This is a genomic window from Streptomyces sp. NPDC026659, from assembly GCF_040638245.1.
Taxonomy (GTDB): domain Bacteria; phylum Actinomycetota; class Actinomycetes; order Streptomycetales; family Streptomycetaceae; genus Streptomyces.
The window spans coordinates 101,451-124,193 of sequence record NZ_JBEZXY010000005.1 but is presented as its reverse complement, the minus strand read 5'-3'; the positions used below and the strand labels follow the sequence as shown (position 1 = coordinate 124,193).

16 protein-coding genes and 1 tRNA gene are annotated in these 22,743 nt (G+C 72.3%); 9 read left to right on the top strand and 8 right to left on the bottom strand.

Annotation, left to right across the window (positions count from 1 at the left end; translation table 11 throughout):
• Positions 1-28: 28 nt before the first annotated feature.
• The 5 genes from AB0E91_RS14695 to AB0E91_RS14675 form a co-directional block, all read right to left on the bottom strand.
• Positions 29-625 (bottom strand): 50S ribosomal protein L25/general stress protein Ctc, encoded by a 597-nt coding sequence (locus AB0E91_RS14695; RefSeq protein ID WP_361780416.1) that lies wholly within the window; start codon positions 623-625, stop codon positions 29-31.
• Between the two features lie 205 nt (positions 626-830).
• A complete protein-coding gene (locus tag AB0E91_RS14690; protein WP_361111875.1) occupies positions 831-1,811 on the bottom strand; it encodes a ribose-phosphate diphosphokinase in 981 nt (326 codons plus the stop codon).
• Positions 1,812-1,982: 171 nt separating this feature from the next.
• On the bottom strand, positions 1,983-3,431 hold the full coding sequence (gene glmU, locus AB0E91_RS14685) for a bifunctional UDP-N-acetylglucosamine diphosphorylase/glucosamine-1-phosphate N-acetyltransferase GlmU (RefSeq protein ID WP_361780412.1): 1,449 nt from the start codon (positions 3,429-3,431) through the stop codon (positions 1,983-1,985).
• Positions 3,432-3,563: 132 nt separating this feature from the next.
• Positions 3,564-3,639: transfer RNA gene (locus AB0E91_RS14680), tRNA-Gln, on the bottom strand.
• Positions 3,640-3,653: 14 nt separating this feature from the next.
• Entirely contained in the window at positions 3,654-4,523 is an 870-nt protein-coding gene (locus tag AB0E91_RS14675) for a hypothetical protein (RefSeq protein WP_361780409.1), read from the bottom strand.
• Between the two features lie 165 nt (positions 4,524-4,688).
• On the opposite strand from AB0E91_RS14675, the gene AB0E91_RS14670 reads away from it, so the two are divergent.
• Positions 4,689-5,999, top strand: coding sequence for a histidine kinase (locus tag AB0E91_RS14670; RefSeq protein WP_361780406.1), 1,311 nt, complete (start codon positions 4,689-4,691; stop codon positions 5,997-5,999).
• A gap of 55 nt (positions 6,000-6,054) precedes the next feature.
• Here AB0E91_RS14670 and AB0E91_RS14665 read toward each other — a convergent pair whose 3' ends face one another.
• Both AB0E91_RS14665 and AB0E91_RS14660 read right to left on the bottom strand, forming a co-directional pair.
• A complete protein-coding gene (locus tag AB0E91_RS14665; protein ID WP_361780403.1) occupies positions 6,055-6,579 on the bottom strand; it encodes an SUKH-3 domain-containing protein in 525 nt (174 codons plus the stop codon).
• Between the two features lie 70 nt (positions 6,580-6,649).
• Positions 6,650-7,165, bottom strand: coding sequence for a YwqJ-related putative deaminase (locus AB0E91_RS14660; protein ID WP_361780400.1), 516 nt, complete (start codon positions 7,163-7,165; stop codon positions 6,650-6,652).
• A 324-nt stretch (positions 7,166-7,489) separates the two neighbouring features.
• Here AB0E91_RS14660 and AB0E91_RS14655 point away from each other — a divergent pair, with 324 nt between their 5' ends.
• The 6 genes from AB0E91_RS14655 (at position 7,490) to mfd (ending at position 20,035) form a co-directional block, all read left to right on the top strand.
• Entirely contained in the window at positions 7,490-8,482 is a 993-nt protein-coding gene (locus AB0E91_RS14655) for an SMI1/KNR4 family protein (RefSeq protein WP_361780397.1), read from the top strand.
• A gap of 10 nt (positions 8,483-8,492) precedes the next feature.
• Positions 8,493-11,291: an SUKH-4 family immunity protein gene (locus tag AB0E91_RS14650; protein WP_361780394.1), complete on the top strand. Its 2,799-nt coding sequence runs from the start codon at positions 8,493-8,495 to the stop codon at positions 11,289-11,291.
• A gap of 162 nt (positions 11,292-11,453) precedes the next feature.
• Positions 11,454-12,338 (top strand): cellulose-binding protein, encoded by an 885-nt coding sequence (locus tag AB0E91_RS14645; protein WP_361780391.1) that lies wholly within the window; start codon positions 11,454-11,456, stop codon positions 12,336-12,338.
• A gap of 496 nt (positions 12,339-12,834) precedes the next feature.
• Positions 12,835-13,623, top strand: a complete 789-nt coding sequence (locus AB0E91_RS14640) for an ABC transporter ATP-binding protein (protein ID WP_161181570.1) — start codon at positions 12,835-12,837, stop codon at positions 13,621-13,623.
• The gene (locus AB0E91_RS14635) at positions 13,620-16,199 is read left to right on the top strand and encodes an FtsX-like permease family protein (RefSeq protein WP_361780387.1); all 2,580 of its coding nucleotides are present in this window, start codon (positions 13,620-13,622) and stop codon (positions 16,197-16,199) included. Before AB0E91_RS14640 ends, AB0E91_RS14635 begins: the two co-directional genes overlap by 4 nt.
• A gap of 302 nt (positions 16,200-16,501) precedes the next feature.
• Positions 16,502-20,035 carry a transcription-repair coupling factor gene (mfd, locus tag AB0E91_RS14630; RefSeq protein WP_361780384.1) on the top strand — a complete coding sequence of 1,178 codons (3,534 nt, stop codon included), beginning with the start codon at positions 16,502-16,504 and terminating at the stop codon, positions 20,033-20,035.
• A gap of 98 nt (positions 20,036-20,133) precedes the next feature.
• On the opposite strand, the gene AB0E91_RS14625 is transcribed toward mfd, so the two are convergent.
• Positions 20,134-20,820, bottom strand: a complete 687-nt coding sequence (locus tag AB0E91_RS14625; RefSeq protein ID WP_361780381.1) for a TetR/AcrR family transcriptional regulator — start codon at positions 20,818-20,820, stop codon at positions 20,134-20,136.
• Between the two features lie 115 nt (positions 20,821-20,935).
• Between AB0E91_RS14625 and AB0E91_RS14620 the strand changes: the two genes are divergently transcribed.
• Both AB0E91_RS14620 and AB0E91_RS14615 read left to right on the top strand, forming a co-directional pair.
• Positions 20,936-21,811, top strand: a complete 876-nt coding sequence (locus tag AB0E91_RS14620) for a hypothetical protein (protein ID WP_361780378.1) — start codon at positions 20,936-20,938, stop codon at positions 21,809-21,811.
• 173 nt (positions 21,812-21,984) lie between these two features.
• Positions 21,985-22,701: an HNH endonuclease family protein gene (locus AB0E91_RS14615; RefSeq protein ID WP_361780375.1), complete on the top strand. Its 717-nt coding sequence runs from the start codon at positions 21,985-21,987 to the stop codon at positions 22,699-22,701.
• The last annotated feature ends 42 nt before the right edge of the window (positions 22,702-22,743 follow it).

Genomic DNA, 22,743 nt, shown 5'->3' with positions numbered 1-22,743 from the left:
ACGGACGCGGCGGCAGAACCGGGCCGAATCAGGCCTCGGCGGCCTCGTCACCCTCGGCGGCCTCGGCGGCCGGGGCCTCCTCGGCCTGGGCGGCCAGGACCTGCAGGACGACGGCGTCGGCGTCGACGGCCAGCGAGACACCGGCGGGCAGCTTGATGTCCTTGGCGTGGATCGAGGCACCGGCCTCCAGGCCCTCGACGGAGACCGTCAGGGACTCGGGGATGTGCGTGGCCTCGGCCTCGACCGGCAGGGCGTTCAGCACGTGCTCGAGCAGGTTGCCACCCGGGGCCAGCTCGCCCTCGGCGACGACCGGAACCTCGACGGTGACCTTCTCGCCACGCTTGACCAGCAGCAGGTCGACGTGCTCGAGGAAGCCCTTGACGGCGTCGCGCTGGACGGCCTTCGGGATCGCCAGCTCGTTGGTCTTGCCGTCGATGTCCAGGGAGATCAGGACGTTCGGCGTACGCAGCGCGAGCAGCAGGGCGTGGCCCGGGAGGGTCAGGTGCAGCGGCTCGGAGCCGTGGCCGTAGAGGACACCGGGAACCTTGTTGTCACGGCGGATGCGGCGGGCCGCACCCTTGCCGAACTCGGTGCGGGTCTCGGCGGCGATCTTCACCTCGGACATGTGAATCACTCCTCGTAGAGGTAGTAGGAACGTGGTCACCCGGCCACGAACGGCCTGCTACGAAGAGCGCGTCGATAACGGACAGCCACCTCGTGAGAACACGAGTGCGGCCTCCCTCGCCGAGCAACTTCAGCAGTCTACTCGGCGGGGGAGGCCGCACCCAAAAGGATCTTCAACTAGCCCGCGAGACGGGCCTGCAGAAACCTCACTGCTCGTCGAAGAGGCTCGTCACCGAGCCGTCCTCGAACACCTCACGCACCGCGTTCGCGATCGTCGGCGCGATCGACAGCACCTTGATCTTCTCCAGGTCCGCCGCCAGCTCACCCGGCGTCGGCAGCGTGTCCGTGAACACGAACTCGCTCACCCGCGAGTTCTTCAGCCGGTCCACCGCCGGACCCGACAGCACACCGTGCGTCGCCGTCACGATGACGTCCTCGGCACCGTGCGCGAACAGCGCGTCCGCCGCCGCGCAGATCGTGCCACCCGTGTCGATCATGTCGTCGACCAGCACACACACCCGGCCCTTGACCTCGCCCACGACCTCGTGGACCGTCACCTGGTTCGCGACGTCCTTGTCCCGGCGCTTGTGCACGATCGCCAGCGGAGCGCCCAGCCGGTCGCACCACCGGTCCGCCACCCGCACCCGGCCCGCGTCCGGCGACACGACCGTCAGCTTGTCCCGGTCCACCTTGCTGCCCACGTAGTCCGCCAGCAGCGGCAGCGCGAACAGGTGGTCCACCGGACCGTCGAAGAAGCCCTGGATCTGGTCCGTGTGCAGATCCACCGTCAGGATGCGGTCCGCACCCGCCGTCTTCATCAGGTCCGCGATCAGCCGCGCCGAGATCGGCTCACGGCCGCGGTGCTTCTTGTCCTGACGGGCATAGCCGTAGAACGGCACGATCACCGTGATGGAGCGCGCCGACGCACGCTTCAGCGCGTCGATCATGATCAGCTGCTCCATGATCCACTTGTTGATCGGAGCCGTGTGGCTCTGGATCAGGAAGCAGTCCGCGCCACGCGCCGACTCCTGGTAGCGGACGTAGATCTCACCGTTGGCGAAGTCGAAGGCCTTCGTCGGGACGACCCCGACGCCGAGCTCGCGGGCGACCTCCTCGGCAAGCTCGGGGTGGGCGCGGCCGGAGAAGAACATCATCTTCTTCTCGCCGGTCGTCTTGATCCCGGTCACAGCACTGTCTCCTCAGAGGTGTGTCAGCCAGCCTCGGCCAAGCGGCCTCTCGGCTGGGCACGAGAGGGCCGAATCAGCTGGTAGGGGGTGCGGGTGTGCACTTATCACGGTACGCCGTGTTTGACGCACTCGTGTCCGGAAGGGGTCCGGACGAGACCTCCCCGGGTCCCGTCAGCCCTCTTCCCCGGCCGGACCGGACGCCTCACCGGCCGCCTTCGCCGCCGCGCTCCCGGGCCGCTTACGGCCCACCCAGCCCTCGATATTGCGCTGCTGGCCACGCGCCACGGCCAGCGAACCGGGCGGCACATCCTTGATGATCACGGACCCCGCGGCGGTGTAGGCGCCGTCCCCGACCGTGACGGGAGCCACAAACATGTTGTCCGCGCCGGTCCGGCAGTGCGACCCGATCACCGAGTGGTGCTTGTCCTGACCGTCGTAGTTCACGAACACGCTCGCGGCACCGATGTTCGTGAAATCACCGATCGTCGCATCCCCCACGTACGACAGATGCGGAACCTTCGTCCCCTCACCGATCGACGCGTTCTTCGTCTCCACGTACGTGCCCACCTTGGACTTCACACCAAGGCGCGTCCCCGGCCGCAGATACGCGTACGGACCCACCGACGCGCCCTCACCGACACGGGCACCGTCCGACACCGTGTTGTCCAGCCGCGCGCCCGCGCCCACGTGCGTGTCGTTCAGCCGGCTGTTCGGGCCGACCTCCGCGCCCTCGCCGACATGCGTCGCGCCCGTCAGCTGCGTCCCCGGGTGCACCAGGGCGTCCCGGCCGAAGGTGACCGTCACGTCCACCCACGTCGTCGCCGGGTCCACCACCGTCACGCCGTCCAGCATCGCGGCCGTCAGCAGACGGTCGTTCAGGGTGCGGCGGGCCTCCGCGAGCTGCACCCGGTTGTTGATCCCGGCGATCTCCCGGTGATCCCCGGCCACCGAGGCGCCCACCCGGTGCCCGGCCTCCCGCAGGATGCCGAGCACGTCCGTCAGGTACTCCTCGCCCTGGCTGTTGTCCGTACGCACCTGCTTCAGCGCGTCCGCGAGCAGCCGGCCGTCGAACGCGAACACACCGCTGTTGATCTCCCGGACCGCCCGCTGGGCCTCCGTCGCGTCCTTGTGCTCCACGATCGCCGTCACCGCGCCGGTCGCCGCGTCCCGCACGATCCGGCCGTACCCGGTCGCGTCCGGGACCTCGGCGGTCAGCACGGTCACCGCGTTGCCGTCGGCGTGGTGCGTACCGGCCAGGTCCCGCAGGGTGTCGGCCGTCAGCAGCGGGGTGTCACCGCACACGACGACGACGGTGCCCTCCAGGGGACCGCCCAGCTCCTCCAGCGCCATCCGCACCGCGTGGCCGGTGCCGTTCTGCGTCTCCTGCACGGCGGTGCGGACGCCGGGGTCGATCTCCGCCAGGTGCGCGGCGACCTGCTCGCGGGCGTGACCCACGACGACGACGAGGTGCTCCGGGTCCAGCTCACGGGAGGCGGCCAGCACGTGACCCACCAGCGAACGGCCGCAGATCTCGTGCAGCACCTTCGGTGTGGCGGACTTCATACGGGTGCCCTCACCCGCTGCGAGAACGACGACGGCTGCCGGGCGAATGGCGCTCACGGAGTTGCCTTTCGGCTCTGAAGGGTGTGGGGGGTGACGCCCGCAGGATACCGGGGTGAATTCTGGGGGACATGAGAGCGGGTCCTGCCGGTGAGATGCCGGTCAGGACCCGAACTGAGGTCTCGCGTGCTGTGGCTCCCCCGCAAGGATTCGAACCTTGTCCTACTAGATCCAAAATCTAGTGTGCTGCCAGTTACACCACGGGGGACAGCGCTTCAGACCTTACCCGAGGCGTGCCTGCGCCTGGGTCACGATTCCACCCCACCAGCCCTCAATGCGGTTGTACAGGTGGCCGCTTCGGGCGACGGTCACGACCAGGCAGCCGTGATAGCCCTCGCCCGTGTTCTTGCGGACCGTCCTCGGGTTGTGCTTCTTCAGGGTCGGCTTGGCGAAGACGGACACGTCGACACCGGCCACCTCGGCCCAGAACCGGTGGGCGGCCGGGATATCCGCCGACTCGTGGATGAGGATGCGGTAGCCCAGGCGCGCGCGGTCGACGTCGAGAAGATCCAGCCACGCGAGGTAGGTCTTGATCACCCCCGGGTCGCTGTTGACGAAGACCGCGCGCTCGCGCCGGTCGTACGGCTTGCTCTTCGCGCCCTCCGCCCAGTAGAGCGCCACTCCGGCCACGAACAGCTCGCGGTCCGTCAGGTCGGCCACGTCCCGTACCGCCGCTGATTTGGACTCCTCCCGCTTCGACCGTTCCACGGCCCGGGACCGCGCCAGGCCCTCCCGCATGAGCGCCTGCTGTTCCTCCGGCGTGTGGCGGGGACTCGGCCTCGGCAGGTCCCTGACCCACAGCGACACCGAGCTTCTGGAGCACCCCAGCTCCAGCTGGATCCGGTCGTACGTCCACCCCTGCAGCCGTAGCTCCCGCGCCCGTTCGCGCAGGTCGTCCTTCGCGTTCGGGCGTTTCGTCCACTCCGGGGGCGGTTCGCCGTGGACGAGGCGGTTGAGGAGGTCGTTGTTGAAGACCTTCAGTTCGTCGCGGATCTGGCGGAGGCTGAGCCCCGCGCGGCGGAGTGCCACCGCTCGCTCCCGCAACGCCTCGAAGTCCGCGTACCGCCCGCCGTTGCCCGGTGAATGTGCCATGTGCATACCGTCCGGGCGGAACGGGTAGGTCGGGGGGTGAAGGGCCGGGGTTCAGTAGTTCGAGCGATTTCGGCTGGTTTCGAGGACATTCGATTACGGTGTGTGATCCGGGCGGAGGGTGAAACTCGCCGGAAAAGCCGCCCTCCGCGCCCGTAGGCTGGAGGCATGACCACGACGGGGGAAGACCGCGCCAGGGCCCTGACCGGCCCATGGTGGTGGGAGAGGCGGCGCGGCGCGGCGCTGGACGGTGCGCTGGCCCTGGCGTCCGCGGTGGAGTGCGGCGCGGAGGGCGTTCCGTTCGCCCGGGACGCGGGTGTGCCGTTGTCGGTGGGGATCGTGTTCGGGCTGCTGGCCGGTGCGGTGCTGCTGGTGCGCAGGAAGTGGCCGGTGGCGGTCGTGCTCGTCGCGATCGCGATCACCCCGGCGCAGATGGGCTTCCTGATGGGCATCGTGGGGCTGTACACGCTGGCGGCGTGCGAGCTGCCGCGCCGGATCATCGTGGCCCTTGCGGGCATGTCGCTGGTGGGCACGATGATCGTGACGTTCGTGCGGGTGCGCCAGGACATGGCGCGGGGGGATCTGACGCTGGGCGACTGGTTCGTGCCGTTCGCCGCGGTGACCACCTCGCTGGGTCTGACGGCGCCGCCGTTGCTGCTGGGGTTGTACGTGGGGGCGCGGCGTCGGCTGATGGAGAGTCTGCGGGAGCGGGCGGACAGTCTGGAGCGGGAGCTTCAGCTACTCGCGGAGCGGGCGGAGGAGCGGGCGGAGTGGGCGCGGGGCGAGGAGCGGACGCGGATCGCCCGTGAGATGCACGACGTGGTGGCGCACCGGGTGAGTCTGATGGTGGTGCACGCGGCGGCGTTGCAGGCGGTGGCCCGTAAGGACCCGGAGAAGGCGGTGCGGAACGCGGCGCTGGTGGGGGACATGGGCCGGCAGGCGTTGACGGAGTTGCGGGAGATGCTGGGCGTGCTGCGGTCGGGGGACGCGGTGCGGCGGAGTGCCGAGCCGGTGCCGTTGGCGGCGGTGGGGGTGGCGGCCGCGGAGGCGGCGTCGCGGGCGGCGGCCGAGGAGGTGCTGGACGGCCCGAGTCTGGCGGAGCTGGAGGAGTTGGTGGGGCAGTCCGCGGCGGCGGGGATGGTGGTGGCTCTGTCGGTGGAGGGCGAGGTGCGTGCGTACGCGGCGGTGGTGGAGCAGACGGCGTACCGGGTGGTGCAGGAGGCGTTGACGAACGTGCACAAGCACGCGGCGGGTGCGCGGACCTTCGTGCGGCTGGCGCATCGGCGGGCGGAGATCGCGATGCAGGTGGAGAACGAGTCTCCGCCGGAGGTGGCGTCGGCGTCGGCGGCGGGGCTGCCGTCGGGCGGCAATGGTCTGCTGGGGATGCGGGAGCGGGTGCTGGCGCTGGGGGGCGTGTTCGTGTCGGGGCCGACGGAGAAGGGCGGCTTCCGGGTGTCGGCGGTGATTCCGGCGGTGTGAGGGGGCTCCCCGGCTCCCGGCTTCGCGGTGTGGTGCTGTCGGGGAGCGGTCGCGCTCAGCCTGCGGTCAGGCGTACCGGGTGGGTGCCCATGACGAGGGTGGTCAGGGCGTGGTCGATGTCGGGGCCGAGGTACCAGTCGCCGCTGTGGTCGAGGGCGTAGACGCGGCCTTCGGCGTCGATGGCGAGGAGGGCGGCGGTGGCGGTTTCCTCGCCGAGGGGGCTGACCTCGGTGCCCAGCGCGCGGCCGAGGTCGCCGAGGGTGCGGGCGAGGTGGAGGCCGTGCAGGGGGTCGAGGTGGAGGGTGGCGGGGGCGACCTGGCGGCCGGTGCCGGTGGGGTTGACGCGCAGTCCGCCGAATTCGGCCCAGGCTTCGACGGCGGCGGGGAAGACGGTGTGGCGGTGTCCGGCGGGGGAGAGGTGTTCGCGCAGGGTGTCGGCCCAGATCTCGGCCTGTTTTATGTTCCAGCGTCCGGGGTGCCAGCCGGCGGTGCGCAGGGCGTTGTCGGCGGCGCCGGGGAAGCGGGGGGCCGGTGGGTGGCTGATGGTGGTGCCGGGTGTGGTGGTGCGGTTGGGGTGCATGTGCCTTCGATCGTCGTGCGGTGCGGTCGTCGTGCGTGCGGTGGTTCCGGTGACCGGTCGGGCCGGGGTGTCAGTTGGCGCCGGTGGCCGGGTCGACGATGCGGACGCCGAAGTGGGCGCTGAGGGCGGTGCAGGCGCGGCAGGGGGCGGCGAAGTTGCCGTGCAGGGGGTCGCCGTCCTCGCGTATGCGGCGGGCGGTGAGTTTGGCCTGCTTGAGGGATTTGCGGGCCTCGCCGTTGGTGAGGGGTCTGCGGGCGGCGCGTTTGCTGCGGGCGGCCTCGAGGGTGTGGAGGTGCCGGGAGATGAGGATCGTCTCGGCGCAGCGGCCGGTGAAGCGGTCGCGCTGGTTGCTGGTGAGGGTGTCGAGGAAGTCCTGGACGAGGGGGTGCAGCGCGGGGGGCCGGTCGCCGCGTGCGGCGGTTCCGGTGAGGGTCTCGCCGCGTACGGAGAGGGCGGCGGCGATGGTGGGGAGGATGCCGTCGCGGCGGTGGAGGAGGGTGGGGGCGGGGGGCGCGTCGGTGGCGCTCCAGCCGATGCGGGGGTCGCCGGAGGGCGTGTCGGTGCTCTTGGTGGCCATCGTGCTCATGATCGTCTTTCCCTCCCCTGGGGCTCCCCCGAGGGACACAGAGTGCCAAATGCCGTGGCGGCTGCGGAAGCTGGGGCGGCGCGACACGCCAGAAGCGTGACGCTGTGTGACTGTATGTCGTGTGGACGGGGAGGGTCGGCGGGCCCTCGGGGCGGTGGTCCGGCGGCCCGGTGACCGGTGTGCGCGTACGGCATAGGCTGTCGGACACCGCGCCGGTCGCGGTCGGGGCGTCGGTGACGCCTGAGACAGTCGGATACGGGTCGGGGTGCGCCGGTCGAGGGCGCGGGCGCCGGCTCGTACAGAGTGCCGCAGGGGGCAACCGCCATGACGACAGGTCGGCTCGGGCAGGAGGCCGCGCCGCCGAACGCGGCCTATGCCGGGCAGGTCGTGCACTTCCCGGATCCGGTGCGGGCGGCGCGTCATCCGCGAGGGGTACGGGTCGACGGGCGTGGCTATCCCGATTTCGCGCCGTACGCGCGCGCGGCGGCGGAGATCGCGGATCCGCCGGAGGGTTTCGGGGTCGACGAGTTGCGGCTGACGGACTACGTGTCGGCGAACGCGGCGCTGGCGGCCTCGGGGCACGAGTTGTGGGACACGGTGCCGGAGGTGGCGACGCCGCACGGCTGGACGTGGCATCACGTGGCGGGTTCGCGCCGTCTGGAGCTGGTTCCGGTCGAGGTGAAGGCGCTGCTGCGGCATCACGGCGGCCTGGCGACGGCGGTGGTGGACCACGACAAGCGGGGGACGCGGCCGCTTCCGGAGACGCGTCCGGCGCACTTCGGGCTGCCCAAGTCGGGTGTGGCAGTGACGGAGTCGCAGGTGCAGGGGGTCGAGGAGGACCTCGGGTACCGGCTGCCGGGCGCGTACCGCTCGTTCCTGAAGGCGGCGGGCGGCTGTGCGCCGGTCGGTGCCGCGCTGGACGCGGAGCTGGGGCTGCTGGTGGACCAGCCGTTCTTCACGGTGCGGGACGAGGCGGCGGTCAACGACCTGCTGTACGTCAACAAGTGTCTGCGCGACCACCTGACGAAGGACTACCTGGGTGTCGGGTTCGTGCAGGGCGGTCTGCTCGCGGTGAAGGTCAGGGGCGAGCGGGCGGGTTCGGTGTGGTTCTGCGCGTACGACGACGTACGGGACGTGGATCCGGCGTGGTCTCCGGCGGAGCGGGTGGAGCGGCTGCTGCTGCCGTGCGGCGACGACTTCGACGCGTTCCTGTCGCGGCTCGCGGGCGATCCGCCGGAGCTGGAGACGGTGGCGGGTCTGATGGTGGACGGCGGCTTCGCGCGTGCGGTGCCGGTGTCCTCGGCTGCGGGGGAGTGAGCTTCCGGCGATGGTGACGTTCGCACAGGCGCAGGAGCGCGCCGAGGAGTGGATCAACGGGGACGTTCCCGCGTACCAGCATCGCGAGGTGCGGGTGCGGGAGTTCGAGCTGGGTTTCGTGGTCTGGGGCGAGGACCGTGCGGAGGGTCCGCGGGTGGACGCGGGCGCCCAGCGGCTGGTGATCGCCCGCGACAGCGGTGAGGCGACGCTGTGGCCCGCTCTTCCGGTGGGCGAGGTGATCCGCCGCTACGAGGAGACGTACGGGCGTCCCGACGAACCCGAGGATGCGGTGCCGGTGCCCGCCGCGGCGCGGGTGGATCTGAACCAGACGTCGTTCCTGCTGAGTCCGCCGGAGTGGTTGCAGGAGGCGGCGGAGAAGCTGGGGGCGCCTTCGGGGTCCGGGGCGGGGTCGGTTTCAACTCCCGCCGCGGGTACGGCCTCTGGGCCGGTCCCGGGTGCGGCCCCTGCCCCGACCCCTGCCTCGACCCCAACCCCGGCCCCGGCTCCGAGGCCGGTCCCCGAGGCCGGTCCGGGGAGTGTGCCCGGCCCGCGTGAGGGCTCGGGCAGCGGACCCGGTGGCGGGCTCGCCGAGACGCGGCCCGGGGTGCCCGTGAGGGACGGGAGCGGTACGGCGTGGCCCCCGGCCGGTGCCGAGGACGCCTCCAGGACGCCCTGGGCGGGTACGGACACCAACGCGGACGAGGGCGAGGACCGCTCCGTACCGCTGCCCGCCACTGTGTTCTCGCCCCCGGTGGGCGACGGCGCCCCGCGCCCGCCCGCGTCCGAGCCGGGCGCCGAGACCGCGCTGATGTCGGGCGGCAGCCAGTTGCCGCCCACGGCGGTCACCCCGGAGGTGACGGCCCCCGGTGCCGTGCGGCCGGGTTACGCCCCTCCGCCGAGTGGCGACGCCGACGCGCGTCCGGGACGTCCGGTGCCGCCGGACGCCGGTGACATCGCCGACGCCGTGACGAGCAAGGCGGCGCCCCCGCCGCGCAAGGGCCAGGGCGCGCCCCCGCCCCCGCCGAGCGCTCCCGGCACGCCGGGCGCGCGTCCCGGTGGTGCGGCCGGGGACGAGTACGTGCCAACCCAGCTGGTCTCGGCGCTCGGTCCGGAGGGCCGGGACGGCGTTGCTCCACTGGCCACGTCGCCCGGTGCCCCGCAGCAGACCGCGCCGGGTACGCCCCCGGGTGTGCCACGCGCGCCCAGGCCCGCCGGTGCGCCCGGTGTTGCCGACCACGCGGAGACGGTGCTGGCCGCGCCTCCGGTGGGTGGTCCCGGAGTGCCCCCGCCGCCGCAGCCCGCGCCGGGCTTCGTGTCCGCGCCGGGCGCGCGGCCCCAGCCGGGCCCGTCGCCCGCCCCCGGCACGCCTCCGGCCCAGGGCACCCCGCCCGGCTCCGGCGCGCCGTCGGGTCCGGGTACGCCGCCTGCCCCTGGCGTGCTGTCGGGTCCCGGCGCCCCCCGCCCCGCGCCGTCGGGTCCGACGCCCCCGTCCGGTGCGATGCCGCCTCCCGCGGGGGTCGTGCCGCAGCCGGGTGGAGCCACACCGCCGCCCCCCGGTTCCGTACCGCCGGGCGCGATGCCGCCGCCTACCGGCCCCGCGCCCACCGGCCCGGCGCCGTCCGGTGCGATGCCGTACCCGGGTGCCATGCCTCCCCCGGGAGCCATGTCCCCGCCCCCCGGCGCGACGCCCCCGCCCGGTGCCATGCCGCCTCCCGGCGCGCCCCCCGGAGCCGTACCGCCGCCCGGTGCCATGCCCCCGCACGGCGCCCCGCTGCCCCCGCCGGGCGCCCCCGTTCCCGGCCGGCCCCCGGCGTACGGCTATCCGCCCCCGGCGCAGCCCACGGTCGGCCCCGGTTACCAGGCGGTGCTGCGCTACCGCGCCCAGGACGGTTCCGAGCAGCAGTTGATCCGGCGGTCCGCGCCGGGCATGCCGCACCCGGAGTGGCAGATCTTCCACGAGCTGCGGGCGATGAACGTGCCGCCGGATCAAGTCCTGGAGCTGCACACGGAGTTGGAGTCGTGCGAGCTGCCGGGGGCGTACTGCGCGCGGATGATCCGGGAGCAGTGGCCGCAGGCGCGGATCGCGAGCATCGCGCCGTACGGCACGGATCACGCGAGCAGGCAGCAGGGGATGCAGGAGCTTCTGGCGCATCAGGGTGAGCTGCACCAGGTGGCGGACGGCCCGGCGCGTCCGGCGCCGGTGCGTGCCCCGCTGCCGCCGGTGCAGCCGGCCGCGCCGGTCCCGCCGGAGGGTGTCGCGCACGAGCTGGCGGCGGCGTTCGGGCCGGGGGTGCACCGGTTCGACCAGCAGGCGGTGTCGCGGCAGGGTGTGCCGCCGGTGGTGGCGCACACCCTCGTGGTGGCCGGACTCCCGCTGGACATGGGCCCGTTCTTCTGGGCGCAGGCCCAGCCCGGTCGTCCGGTGCCGACGCTGGCGGAGCTGGCCGCCGAGCGCGGGGTGCGGTCCGCCTCGGACGCGGGCTCGTACCTGGTGATGGGCACGGACTTCGGCAAGGCGATCTGTGTGCAGTACGGCACGGCGAACATCGTCGCGGTGCCGGTGGAGAGCGGTCCGGGCGGCTCTCCGGTGCCGCCGCAGTTCGTCAACACCGGGCTTGTGGAGTTCACCCGCTGTCTGGCGCTGCTCGGCCGGATGTGGCGGCTGCGCTACGGCCTGAACCAGGAGCAGGCGGGCCGCTGGACCGTCGACTTCCAGGCCCAGCTGGCCTCCCTGGACCCGGCGGCGCTCGGTTCGCCGGAGACCTGGTGGTCGGTGCTGCTGGAACAGATGTGGGACGGGCTGCTGTAGCCGCAGGCGGTCCCCTCCGCCGTTCGCGTCGGGCCCTTCACTCTCGGGAGTGAAGGGCCCGACCGCGTTGACGAACCCTGACGTCTCTTCAGCTCATTTCGACATGCATCCCATCATTCTGTCGGGTATGTCGGACTGTCCGGGCGGAGAGGGGTTCCACGGGTGAGCAGCGCATCGGCGACGCCGTACGGCTTCAAGGCCGCCCGGGGGCACGGCTACCGCCCCGGCCAGGTCGACGCGTGTCTGGCCGCCCTGTCGCGGGAGCGCGACGAGGCGTGGGAGCGCGTCGCGCGGCTGACCGTCCTCGCCCGGGACATGGCGGCGGAGTCGGCGCGGCTGCGCGAGCGGGCGTCCCGCCTGGAACCGCAGACGTACGACAGCCTCGGCGAACCCGCGCGCACGGTGTTCCGGCTGGTGCGGGAGGAGGCGGTACGGCTGCGCGAGCGCGCCCGGGACGAGGCGCGCGAGCGGGTCGCGGCCGCCGAGGAACACGCGCGGGGCGTGCGCCGTACGACGCGGGAGGCGGCGGAGACGCTGTGCGCCGAGGCGGTGGAGACTGCCCGGCAGCGGCTGCTCGCCGCCCACGCCGAGGCGGAGGCGCTGCGTGTCGGCACCCGGCACGAGGTGCGCGAGCTGCGCCGGACGGCGCTGGACGGGCTGCGCGAGACCCGCCACCGTGCCGCCGCCCTGCTCGCCGCGCAGCCCGGGGAGCATGCTGCGCGCCGCTCGGCCGCCGAGCACGAGCTGACGGAGCGGGCGGCCACGCTCGAAGTGAACACGGCCGAACGGCTGGCCCGGGCGGAGGCCGCCCTCGCGGAGGCGAAGCGCACGCTCGCCGCGGAGAAGGACCGCGCGCCCCGGCTCCAGGAGGCGGCGGACGCGCGAGCCGCCGCGCTCATGGCCGCTGCCCTGGACCACGAGGAGCGCACCGCGCGCGAGACCGAGCACGTCCTGCGCGAACACGGCGAGATCTGGGACGAGGTGCGGCAGCAGGTGGACCACCTCCGCGACCGCCTGAGCGCGTCCATGGCGGCCGCTCGGAGCTGAACTCCGGCCGGCGCCGCCGACCCCGACCCGCCGCCCCCTCGGTGTCCCGTACACGCTTCGCGTGCGCGGGAGTTGTCGCGGTGGCCGCCCGCACGGGATACGGCGAGATACGGCGAGATGCGGCGGGGTGCGGCGGAATCAGGGTTGACCCTGACGCCGCGTGAGGGTGGAGGCTGTGCGGGCCGGGGGTGGAGACGACCCTGAGAACGTCTCCACCCGATGGTGGAGCACCCCTAGGGGTATCTCCGTACCGCGGGTCGGGGAGCGGTCGTCCCCCCGGAGGACGAGACGGCGCCCGTCCGCTCCTTAACCTGGCTTTACGCCGCTGGGGGGGCGGCGTACCCGAGCCGCCGGGGTGGGGTTTGCCCCACCCGGACCGGGGGCTCCGCACCAGCGCGCGGCACCCCCGGGGCCCGCGAGAATCATCGACACAACCCGTACGAACGCACGCGCCGCCGGCGCGCGCTCCGACCTGCCATCCCATAGGAGACATACCGTGACATCGGCTGTGACCGTACCCAGGCACGGGGGCACTGGAGGACCTACGGCCGTTGCCGCGCGGGCGCGGCAGGTCGTGAAGGCGTACGGCGCCGGGGAGACCCGGGTCGTCGCGCTCGACCACGTCGACGTGGACATCGACCGCGGACAGTTCACCGCGATCATGGGCCCCTCCGGGTCCGGCAAGTCGACCCTGATGCACTGCCTCGCGGGGCTCGACACGGTGACCAGCGGTCAGATCTACCTGGACGAGACCGAGATCACCGGCCTCAAGGACAAGAAGCTGACCCAGCTGCGCCGCGACCGGATCGGCTTCATCTTCCAGGCGTTCAACCTGCTGCCGACGCTGAACGCGCTCGAGAACATCACGCTGCCCATGGACATCGCGGGGCGCAGGCCCGACCGGGAGTGGCTGGAGAAGGTCGTGGAGACCGTCGGGCTCGCCGAGCGGCTCAAGCACCGGCCGACCCAGCTCTCCGGCGGCCAGCAGCAGCGCGTCGCCGTGGCCCGTGCGCTCGCCGCCCGGCCGGAGATCATCTTCGGTGACGAGCCGACCGGAAACCTCGACTCGCGCGCGGGCGCCGAGATCCTCGGCTTCCTGCGCCGCTCGGTGCACGACCTCGGCCAGACCATCGTCATGGTCACCCACGACCCCGTCGCGGCCTCCTACGCGGACCGCGTGCTCTACCTCGCCGACGGCCGGATCGTGGACGAGATGCGCCGCCCCACCGCCGAACAGGTCCTGGACCGCATGAAGGACTTCGACGCGCGGGGGCGCACCTCATGACCGTGCTGAAGACCTCGATGCGCAACTTCTTCGCGCACAAGGGCCGCATGGCGCTCTCGGCGATCGCGGTCCTGCTGTCGGTCGCCTTCGTCTGCGGCACGCTGGTGTTCACCGACACCATGAACACCACCTTCGACAAACTCTTCCAGGCGACGTCCTCGGACGTCACGGTGAGCGCCAAGAGCGCCTCCGACACCGGGGAGACCATGTCCGGCACCGGCAAGCCGCCGGTGATGCCCGCCTCCGTGCTCGGCGAGATCCGCAAGGCGCAGGGGGTGCGATCGGCCGAGGGCACGGTGTTCTCCACCCAGGTCACCGTCGTCGACGCCGACAAGGAGCGGCTCTCGCCCAAGAGCGGCGCGCCCACCATCGTCGGCAGCTGGAACGGCAACGACGCGCGCACCATGAAGGTCACCACCGGTGCGGCGCCCCATGGTTCGGGGCAGATCATGGTGGACGCGGACACCGCGAAGAAGCACCATCTGCGCCTCGGTGACGACATCGGCCTGATCACCGCGCTCGGCACGCACCACGCGCGCGTGTCCGGCATCGCCACCTTCACCGTCACCAACCCCGGCGCGGCGATCTTCTACCTGGACACGAGGACCGCCCAGCAGACCCTGGTCGGCCGCACCGGCGTCTACACCAACGTCAACGTCACCGCCGCCAAGGGCGTCTCCGACGACCGGCTGAAGAAGGACGTCACGGCCGCGCTCGGCGGCGGCTACAAGGTGCAGACGGCCAAGGAGGTCGCCAACGCCAACCAGCAGGACGTCAAGAGCTTCCTCGACGTCATGAAGTACGCCATGCTCGGCTTCGCCGGCATCGCCTTCCTGGTCGGCATCTTCCTGATCGTCAACACCTTCTCGATGCTGGTCGCCCAGCGCACCCGCGAGATCGGCCTGATGCGCGCCATCGGCTCCTCGCGCGGCCAGGTCAACCGCTCGGTGCTCGTCGAGGCCCTGCTCCTCGGTGTCGTCGGCTCCGTCCTCGGCGTCGGCGCGGGCATCGGCATCGCCGTCGGCCTGATGAAGGGCATGGGCCTGATCGGCATGCATCTGTCCACCGACGACCTGACCGTCGCCTGGACCACCCCGGCCCTCGGCCTGCTGCTCGGCGTGGTCGTCACCGTCCTGGCGGCCTACCTGCCGGCCCGCCGCGCGGGCAAGGTCTCCCCGATGGCCGCCCTGCGCGACGCGGGCGCCCCGGCCGACGCCAGGGCGGGTGTCGTACGGGCCCTGATCGGCCTGGTCCTGACCGGCACGGGCGCCGCGAGCCTGTACGCCGCGGCCGCCGCCGACCAGGCCAGGACCGGCTCGGGCTGGCTGGGCCTCGGCATCGTGCTGACCCTGCTCGGCTTCGTCGTCGTCGGCCCGCTGCTCGCCTCGGGAGTGGTGCGTGTCCTCGGCGCGGTCGTCCTCAGGGTCTTCGGCCCGGTGGGGCGCATGGCCGAGCGCAACGCGCTGCGCAACCCGCGCCGCACCGGTGCGACCGGCGCCGCCCTGATGATCGGTCTGGCCCTGGTGGCCTGCCTGTCGGTCGTCGGCTCCTCCATGGTGGCCTCCGCCACCGACCAGCTCGACAAGACCGTGGGTACGGACTTCATCATCCAGAACGACAACGGCGGCCTGATCACCCCGCAGGCGGTGCGGGCGGTCAAGGACACGCCGGACCTGGGGCGGGTCACCGAGTACAAGGCCGTTCCCGCGAACCTGACCACCCCCGACGGCAAGGTCGCCAAGAAGGAGACGATCAACGCCGCCGACCCGACCTACGCCCAGGACCTGCGCACCGAGACCGTCTCCGGCACGCTCGCCGACGCCTACCGGGCCGACTCGATGTCCGTCCCCGAGGGCTTCGCCCGCGAGCACGGGATCAAGGTCGGCTCCACGGTCACGGTCGCCTTCACGGACGCCCGCACCGCGAAGCTGACGGTCCGCGCGATCACCAGCGACGCCGGGATGGTCGACAAGGGCGCGATGTACGCCTCCATCGCCACGGTGAAGCGGTACATCCCCGCCGACCGGATGCCGCTCGACGTCCTGGTCTTCGCCACGGCGAAGGACGGCCGGCAGGCGGCCGCCTACACGGCGCTCAAGTCGGCCCTGCGCGACTACCCGCAGTACACCGTGCGCGACCAGACCGACTACAAGAAGGCGTTCAAGGACCAGATCGGCGGGATGCTGAACCTGATCTACGGCCTCCTGGCCCTCGCGATCATCGTCGCCGTCCTCGGCGTGGTGAACACCCTCGCCCTCTCCGTGGTCGAGCGCACCCGCGAGATCGGCCTCATGCGCGCCATCGGCCTCTCCCGCCGCCAGCTGCGCCGCATGATCCGCCTGGAGTCGGTCGTCATCGCCCTCTTCGGCGCCCTCCTCGGCCTCGGCCTCGGCATGGGCTGGGGCGCCACCGCCCAGAAACTCCTGACCCTGGAGGGCCTCAACGTCCTCGACATCCCCTGGCCGACGATCATCACGGTCTTCATCGCCTCGGCCTTCGTGGGCCTGTTCGCGGCGCTGATCCCGGCGTTCAGGGCGGGCAGGATGAACGTGCTGAACGCGATCGCGACGGAGTAGAGGGTGCGCGACCCGGTGCCCGGAGGCTGGAGGAGCCTCCGGGCACCGGTGTTTTTGTGGTTGTCTTTTTTGCGCGTGCTTTTTGCGCGTGCTTTTTGCGCTTGTCTTTCAAGTCCCACTTTTCAACTGACCGAGACGGGCGGGGTTGAGTGGGCAAGACGGGGGTCCAGGGGGCGGAGCCCCCTGGTTGTCCACAGCCCCGACCAAGTCCAGCGGCAGAGACGTACGCTGGAACGTACCCCCGGCCCGTGAAACGAGTCGGGCCGTTCGCGTTCCCACTCCCTGGACGGAAAGCCCCTCGCATGAGCCTGCACGGTCTGCTGGACGCAGTAGTCAAGGACCCCGCCCTCGCGGAAGCGACCACGGCGGCCGCGGACGGCAACCGCACGCACGTGGACCTCGTGGGTCCCCCCGCCGCCCGCCCCTTCGCCATCGCCGCCCTCGCCCGCGAGGCCGGCCGCCCGGTGCTCGCCGTGACGGCGACCGGCCGGGAGGCGGAGGACCTGACGGCCGCGCTGCGCTCCCTGCTGCCCCCGGAGGGCGTGGTCGAGTACCCCTCCTGGGAGACGCTCCCGCACGAACGCCTCAGCCCGCGCAGCGACACCGTGGGCCGCCGCCTGGCCGTCCTGCGCCGCCTGTCCCACCCCCGCCCCGACGACCCCGAGACCGGCCCCATCTCCGTCGTCGTGGCACCGGTCCGCTCCGTGCTCCAGCCGCAGGTCAAGGGCCTGGGCGACCTGGAACCCGTATCCCTGAGCACCGGACAGACCGCCGACCTCAACGAGATCGTGGAGGCCCTCGCGGCAGCGGCGTACGCGCGCGTGGAGCTGGTGGAGAAGCGCGGCGAGTTCGCCGTACGAGGCGGCATCCTCGATGTCTTCCCGCCCACCGAGGAACACCCCCTGCGCGTCGAGTTCTGGGGCGACGACGTCGAGGAGATCCGCTACTTCAAGGTCGCCGACCAGCGCTCCCTGGAGGTCGCCGAGCACGGCCTGTGGGCCCCGCCCTGCCGCGAGCTGCTGCTCACCGAGGACGTACGCGCCCGCGCGCGTGCGCTCGCCGAGGACCACCCCGAGCTGGGCGAACTGCTCGGCAAGATCGCCGAGGGCATCGCCGTCGAGGGCATGGAGTCCCTGGCGCCGGTCCTGGTCGACGACATGGAACTGCTCATCGACGTCCTGCCCAAGGGCGCCATGACCGTCGTCTGCGACCCGGAGCGGGTCCGTACGCGCGCCGCCGACCTCGTCGCCACCTCCCAGGAGTTCCTCCAGGCGTCCTGGGCGGCCAGCGCGGGCGGCGGAGAGGCGCCCATCGACGTGGGCGCGGCCTCCCTGTGGTCCATCGCGGACGTGCGCGACCGCGCGCGCGAGCTGGACATGATGTGGTGGTCCGTCTCGCCGTTCGCCGCCGACGAGGACCTGGACGGCGACACGCTCAAGCTCGGGATGCGCGCCCCCGAGGCGTATCGGGGCGACACCGCGCGCGCCCTGGCCGACACCAAGGGCTGGCTGGCCGACGGCTGGCGCACGGTCTTCGTCACCGAGGGCCACGGCCCGGCCGCCCGTACGACCGAGGTGCTCGGCGGCGAGGGCATCCCGGCCCGCCTCGACCAGGACCTCGGCGAGCTGAGCCCGTCCCTGGTGCACGTCTCCTGCGGCTCGATCGACAACGGCTTCGTGGACCCGGCACTCGGGCTCGCCGTCCTCACCGAGACCGACCTGACCGGCCAGAAGGCCGCGGGCCGCGACGGCACCCGTATGCCCGCGCGCCGCCGCAAGACCATCGACCCGCTCACCCTGGAGACGGGCGACTACATCGTCCACGAACAGCACGGCGTCGGCCGCTACATCGAGATGGTGCAGCGCACCGTCCAGGGCGCCACCCGCGAGTACCTGGTCGTGGAGTACGCGCCCGCCAAGCGCGGCCAGCCCGGCGACCGCCTCTACATCCCGACCGACCAGCTGGAGCAGATCACCAAGTACGTCGGCGGCGAGGCCCCCACCCTGCACCGCCTGGGCGGCGCCGACTGGACGAAGACCAAGGCGCGCGCCAAGAAGGCCGTCAAGGAGATCGCCGCCGACCTGATCAAGCTCTACAGCGCGCGCATGGCCGCCCCCGGCCACGCCTTCGGCGGCGACACGCCCTGGCAGCGCGAGCTGGAGGACGCCTTCCCGTACGCGGAGACCCCCGACCAGCTCACCACCATCGCCGAGGTCAAGGAGGACATGGAGAAGACGGTCCCCATGGACCGCCTGATCTGCGGCGACGTGGGCTACGGCAAGACCGAGATCGCGGTTCGCGCCGCCTTCAAGGCCGTCCAGGACGGCAAGCAGGTCGCCGTGCTCGTCCCCACGACCCTGCTGGTGCAGCAGCACTTCGGCACCTTCTCCGAGCGGTACTCGCAGTTCCCGGTCAACGTGCGCGCCCTGTCCCGCTTCCAGACCGACGCCGAGGCCAAGGCCGTCCTGGAGGGCCTGAAGGACGGCTCGGTGGACGTGGTGATCGGCACCCACCGGCTGTTCTCCTCCGAGACCAAGTTCAAGGACCTCGGCCTGGTCATCGTCGACGAGGAGCAGCGCTTCGGAGTCGAGCACAAGGAGCAGCTGAAGAAGCTCCGCGCCAACGTGGACGTGCTCACCATGTCCGCGACCCCGATCCCCAGGACGTTGGAGATGGCGGTCACCGGCATCCGCGAGATGTCCACGATCACCACCCCGCCCGAGGAGCGCCACCCGGTCCTCACCTTCGTCGGACCGTACGAGGAGAAGCAGATCGGCGCCGCCATCCGCCGTGAACTGCTGCGCGAGGGCCAGGTCTTCTACATCCACAACCGCGTCGAGTCCATCGACCGCGCCGCCGCCCGGCTGCGCGAGATCGTCCCCGAGGCGCGGATCGCCACGGCCCACGGCCAGATGTCCGAACAGGCTCTGGAACAGGTCGTGGTGGACTTCTGGGAGAAGAAGTTCGACGTCCTGGTCTCCACCACGATCGTGGAGTCCGGCATCGACATCTCCAACGCCAACACGCTCATCGTGGAGCGCGGCGACAACTTCGGCCTGTCCCAGCTGCACCAGTTGCGCGGCCGTGTGGGCCGCGGCCGCGAGCGTGGGTACGCGTACTTCCTGTACCCGCCGGAGAAGCCGCTCACCGAGACCGCCCACGAACGCCTCGCCACCATCGCCCAGCACACCGAGATGGGCGCGGGCATGTACGTCGCCATGAAGGACCTGGAGATCCGCGGCGCGGGCAACCTGCTCGGCGGCGAGCAGTCCGGACACATCGCGGGCGTCGGCTTCGACCTGTACGTCCGCATGGTCGGCGAGGCGGTCGCGGACTACCGGCGCCAGCTGGAGACCGGCGAGATCGAGGAGGAGCCGCCGCTCGAGGTCAAGATCGAGCTGCCGGTCGACGCGCACGTCCCGCACGACTACGCCCCCGGCGAGGGGCTGCGCCTCCAGGCGTACCGGGCCATCGCCGCCGCCAACTCGGAGGAGGACATCAAGGCCGTCCGCGAGGAACTCACCGACCGCTACGGCAAGTTGCCCGAGCCGGTGGAGAACCTGCTGCTGGTCGCCGGGCTGCGGATGCTCGCGCGGGCCTGCGGGGTGGGCGAGATCGTCCTCCAGGGCAACAACATCCGCTTCGCGCCGGTGGAGTTGCGCGAGTCGCAGGAGCTGCGGCTGAAGCGGCTGTACCCGGGTTCGCTCGTCAAGGCGAACGCGCACCAGGTGCTGGTCCCGCGCCCCAAGACCGCGAAGGTCGGCGGCAAGCCGCTGGTCGGGCGCGAACTGCTGGGCTGGGTGGGGGAGTTCCTGGCGGCGATCCTGGGGTCGTGAGGGCGCTACGGCTCTGACGGCGGGCGCGTCTCCCTCTGGGGGCGCGCCCGTTGCCGCGCCCGTTGCCGTGGTGGGCGGGGCTGTCAGCTCATGGCGGGTCAGCCTCCGGCGGCTCGGTCGCCGGCGGGCCGGTCGCTCGCGGGCCGGTCGCTCGCGGCCCGGTTTTCGCCGGACGCGGGGTCGGGCCGTTCCTCGTCCGCCGAGTGGAACAGCATCGCCGTGAGCGCGTGGAACACCTCCTCGGGGTCCTGGCCGCCCACCGGTCCGTCGAGGTTGTGGCCGAGGAGCAGGGTGGCGAAGCCGTGGGCCAGGGACCAGGCGGCGATGCCGGCGAGGCGGGCGTCAGGACCCCGGTCGCCGGGGTCCACGGCGGCGACGACCGCGCTCAGCGCGTCGGCGGCCAGGGTGCGGGCGGTGGTCAGTTCGAGATCGTCGGCGCGCAGCAGCTCCGGGGAGAACATCACCTGGAAGTGAGCGGGGTGTTCGCGGGCGAAGCGGACGTAGCGCACGCCCGCCTCCCGCAGGTCCGGCGCCTCCCGCAGGGCCTCGGCCAGCAGCCCGAACCCCTCCGCCGCGATGGCGGTGAGCAGCCCGGTCCGGTCCTTGAAGTGGTGCGCGGGCGCGGCGTGCGAGACACCTGCCCGGCGGGCGAGGTCGCGCAGACTCAGCCCGGCGGGGCCGTCGGTGGCGATGGCGTCGAGCGCGGCGGTGAGCACGGCGCGCCGCAGATCGCCGTGGTGATACGACGAACGCCGCTCGGCGGACGCCGGCTTCGAGGAACTCATGCGTACCAGAGTACGCCCGATCTAGTCATTGACAAGTTTCGCCCACCCCGGCAATCTGGACAGTGTCAAGTTCGGGGCGGCCCGTCCGGGTCGCGTACGGGGGAGGAGTCACGGCATGTCCGAGGAAACCGTGGGGACGGCACGCGCACGCCAGCTCTGGCACCTGCTGGAACCGTTCCACGCACTGCTCTATTACGCACCCGAGGTCGAGCGGGAATCGGCGGCGCTCGGGTACGGCGCCGGGGACCGCTGGCCGAGCTACTTCCCGCTGCGCGCGGCCCCCTTGGGCCCGGTCGGCGCCGAGCGGGTGACCTCCGCGTTCTACAGCTTCAGTCCCCGCATGGTCGCCCGGCACATGGACGGCGTGTGGGACGTCGCCACTCCGGACGAGGTGCTGGCCGCCCGTCTGCGCGGCATGGACGGCGCCTACCGGGCCGTCCTCGGCGACCGGGTCGACGGCCCGGAGCTGGCCGAGGCCGCCGCGCTCGCCCGGCAGGTCGCCGAGGCGGTGGGTGTGGAGGGCCGCCCCCTCGCCGCCGCCAACGCCGAACTGCCCTGGCCCGAGCCCCCGCACCTCCAGTTGTGGCACGCGGCCACGATCCTGCGCGAGCACCGGGGCGACGGCCATCTGGCCGCCCTCCTCGTCGCCGGTCTCGATCCGGTCGAGTCGCTGGTGTCCTTCGCGGCGATAGGCGCCGCGTCCGTGGAACGCTTCGCGAGCCGTGGCTGGAGCCCCGGGGAATGGAAGGCCGCGCGCGAACGCCTCGCCGGGCGCGGCCTGGTGGAACCGGACGGCACGGCCACGGACGCGGGTCGCGCCCTGCGCCGCCGCGTCGAGGAGCACACCGACCGGCTCGCCGTCACCCCGTGGCAGGCGCTGGGCGCGCCCGCCGCCGACCGCCTGGCCGACCTGCTGGGCGACCACTGGGTCGCCGTCCTCTCCTCCGGGCTGCTCCCCTCGGAGTCGACCCTGGGGATAGGCAAAGTGTGAACGAGGCGCGCGAACTCGTGGAGGCCGGAAAGAGCATGAGCCCCTGATGCACCCGATGCCCCTGAACGCCCCTTTGGTTCCTGTTCGTAGGCCGACGTCCGGCGGCTACGGTGGAGGACGGATCGATCCGTCCGCACCGGTGGACGGGCAGGCGCGAACGAGGGGGGCGCACCGTGAGGCGCTTGTGGGGCGGGGCGATCGTCGCCGTGGTCATGACGGCCGCCGTGACCGGATGCCGGACCGACCGGACCAAGGGCTCCTCCGGCCCCGAGGAGACCGGTGCCACCGGCGCCGCCCTGAGCGCCGCCGAGGCACTCCCCGTCAAGGGCCGCGCACCGAAGACCGGTTACTCCCGCGACCGCTTCGGCAGCGCCTGGGCGGACACCGACTCCAACTCCTGCGACACCCGTGACGACATCCTCAAGCGCGATCTGAAGGAGGTGAAGTTCAGCGGAGGCACGTGCAGGGTGACCTTCGGCGTACTGAAGCCCGACCCCTACTCCGGCAAGACCGTCACCTACCGGCGAGGACGCAGCCTGGTCGACATCGACCACGTCGTCGCCCTCTCCGACGCCTGGCAGAAGGGCGCCAAGTACTGGGAGCCCAGCAAGCGCATAGCCCTCGCCAACGACCCGCTCAACCTCCTGGCGGTCGACGCGAGCACCAACCGCGGCAAGGGCGACGGCGACACGGCCACCTGGGTACCGCCGGACAAGTCCTACCGCTGCGCCTACGTCGCCGCCCAGGTCGCCGTCAAGAAGAAGTACGGCCTGTGGGTCACCTCCGCCGAGAAGTCCGCCATGAAAGAGGTCCTGACGACCTGCCCCGGCCAGAAACTCCCCACCGGCGGCAACCCGACGAAGGCGCCGTCACGCTTCAAGGCTCACTGAGCCCAGCGGCCCAGCGGCCCAGCGGCCCAGCGGCCCAGCGGC